This window comes from Novosphingobium sp. 11B, assembly GCF_054589055.1.
Genome location: NZ_BAAILP010000240.1, coordinates 30,174 through 32,449 on the forward strand (window position 1 = coordinate 30,174; position 2,276 = coordinate 32,449).

Below are 2,276 nucleotides of genomic sequence, written 5' to 3' on the forward strand. Positions count from 1 at the left end.
GCCTGCGCGACACCGTAGAGTTCCGCCGCGCGCGTTTCGAAGGCGGCGACCATCTTGCGGAACGCCTTGTCGAAATACTGCCCCGCCAGTTTCTCGAACAGCGGGTTGCGGAAGGTGAACTTCACGTCGAACTCAAGGTCGCACGAAGTCTGGTCGACCGGATGGAAGGTCCAGACGTTGTCGAGATCGCGCATCGGACCATCGACGTAGTGCACCTTGATGACGCGCGGGCGCTCCTTCTCGACGCGCGAGGTGAACTTTTCGCGCAGAGCCTTGAAGCCGACCAGCATGTCCGCGATCATCTCGCGGCCGTCGTCGGACTTCACCCGCGTCGCGACGACCCAGGGCAGGAATTCCTGATAGCGGCCGACGTCGGCGACGAGGTCGTACATCTGCTCCGCGCTGTAAGGCAGGCGCTTGGTCTCATGAATGCCGGGCATGAGTTCAGGCCCCGGAGGTCGCCGTCACGGGCTGCATCTTGGCCAGCTTGGCGTCGCGCGCGGCCTTCATCTGGGCGAAGTCATCGCCGGCATGATAGCTCGAACGCGTCAGCGGCGAGGACGCCACCTGCAGGAAGCCCTTGGCCCGCGCGATCGCACCGTAGGCGTTGAACGCCTGCGGGGTGACGAATTCCTTCACCTCGGCATGCTTGGGCGTCGGGCGCAGGTACTGACCCATGGTCAGGAAGTCGATGTCGGCGCAGCGCATGTCGTCCATCACCTGATGGATTTCCAGACGCTCCTCACCCAGCCCGAGCATCACGCCCGACTTGGTGAAGATCGACGGATCGTGGCGCTTCACCTCTTCCAGCAGCCGCAGCGAGGCGTAGTAGCGCGCGCCGGGGCGGATGGTCGGGTAGAGGCGGGGCACCGTCTCGAGGTTGTGGTTGTAGACGTCCGGGCGCGCCTGGACGATCGACTCGACCGCGCGCTGCATCTTGTTGCGGAAGTCGGGCGTCAGGATTTCGATCGTGGTCGCGGGCGAGGCCGCGCGGACCGCCTGGATCACCTTGACGAACTGGCTTGCACCGCCGTCCGGAAGATCGTCACGGTCTACAGAGGTGACGACGATGTGCTCGAGGCCGGTCTTCAGCACCATCTCGGCGACGTTGTCCGGCTCCGCCGCATCGACGCGGCCGGGCATGCCGGTCTTGACGTTGCAGAACGCGCAGGCGCGGGTGCAGGTGTCGCCGAGAATCATCACCGTCGCGTGCTTCTTCGTCCAGCACTCGCCGATGTTCGGGCAGGCCGCTTCCTCGCACACGGTGTTGAGCTTGAGGTCGCGCATCAGCTGGCGCGTCTCGCCGTAGCCCTTGCTGGTCGGCGCCTTGACGCGAATCCAGTCGGGCTTGCGCTGACGGGCGGGGGCTTCTTCCGGAACCGGTACGGAGGAGAGATCGTTCATGCCGTCCAGATAGTCATATGCACGCAACCTTGCCAGCCCGAATATCCGGCGTATGGCGAACCATCAGTTCGAAAAACAGCAACGGAGCCCACCCCCATGACTAATCAGAGCCCCGAATCCAACGACCGCGTGCTGAACCATCTGATCGAGGGTTATCGCCGTTTCCGCGGCACCGGCTGGAGCGCCAACCGCGCGCGCTGGGACGAACTGGGCCAGGGCCAGTCGCCCGAAGTCATGGTCATCGCCTGCTCCGACAGCCGCGTCGACCCCAGCCAGATCTTCGACGTCGATCCCGGCACGATCTTCGTGGTGCGCAACGTCGCCGCGCTGGTGCCGCCGTTCGAGACGACGCCCGGCCACCACGGCGTCTCGGCCGCGCTGGAATTCGCGGTGCAGGTGCTCAAGGTCAAGGAAGTGGTCGTGATGGGCCACGGCCTGTGCGGCGGCTGCAAGGCGGCGTTGACGCAGGACCTCAAGGACGCGGAGATCGGACACGGTGGTTTCGTGGCCGACTGGATCTCGATGCTGGACGAGGCCCGCGTGCCGGTCGCGCACGAGCATGGCACCACAGGGCGCACCGCCGAGCGCGCGATGGAGCAGGCGGCGGTCAAGGTCAGCCTCGACAACCTGATGACTTTCCCGTGCGTGCAGAGCAAGGTGGCCAAGGGCGACCTCAAGCTGCGCGGCGCGTTCTTCGCGATTTCCGACGGAGTGCTGCACCTGCTGGACGAGACCAGCGGGGAATTCGCACCGGTGGAGTGATCAAACGCCCGTCATCCCAGCGAAGGCTGGGACCGCTGGCCGTGAACAGACCGCCTCGCGTCCGGGCGTTCTAACGCGGGCTATCGCGTCAAGTACGGCCAGCGGTCCCA

At 65.5% G+C, this 2,276-nt stretch carries 3 protein-coding genes; 1 reads left to right on the forward strand and 2 read right to left on the reverse strand.

Annotated features, from left to right (window positions below; translation table 11 throughout):
* On the reverse strand, positions 1 to 440 hold a 440-nt coding region (locus ACYPYD_RS21655; RefSeq protein ID WP_459665461.1), incomplete at its 3' end, for a type II toxin-antitoxin system RatA family toxin.
* Positions 441 to 444: 4 nt separating this feature from the next.
* Positions 445 to 1,404, reverse strand: a complete 960-nt coding sequence (lipA, locus tag ACYPYD_RS21660; RefSeq protein WP_036524940.1) for a lipoyl synthase — start codon at positions 1,402 to 1,404, stop codon at positions 445 to 447.
* A gap of 96 nt (positions 1,405 to 1,500) precedes the next feature.
* Here lipA and ACYPYD_RS21665 point away from each other — a divergent pair, with 96 nt between their 5' ends.
* Positions 1,501 to 2,166: a carbonic anhydrase gene (locus tag ACYPYD_RS21665; protein WP_036524767.1), complete on the forward strand. Its 666-nt coding sequence runs from the start codon at positions 1,501 to 1,503 to the stop codon at positions 2,164 to 2,166.
* Positions 2,167 to 2,276: the final 110 nt, after the last annotated feature.

What these genes read in the sequence shown, in the direction of transcription:
- ACYPYD_RS21665 (WP_036524767.1), top strand. Translation starts at nt 1,501, where the DNA reads ATGACTAATCAGAGCCCCGAATCCAACGACCGCGTGCTGAACCATCTG.
- lipA (WP_036524940.1), bottom strand. Translation starts at nt 1,404, where the DNA reads ATGAACGATCTCTCCTCCGTACCGGTTCCGGAAGAAGCCCCCGCCCGT.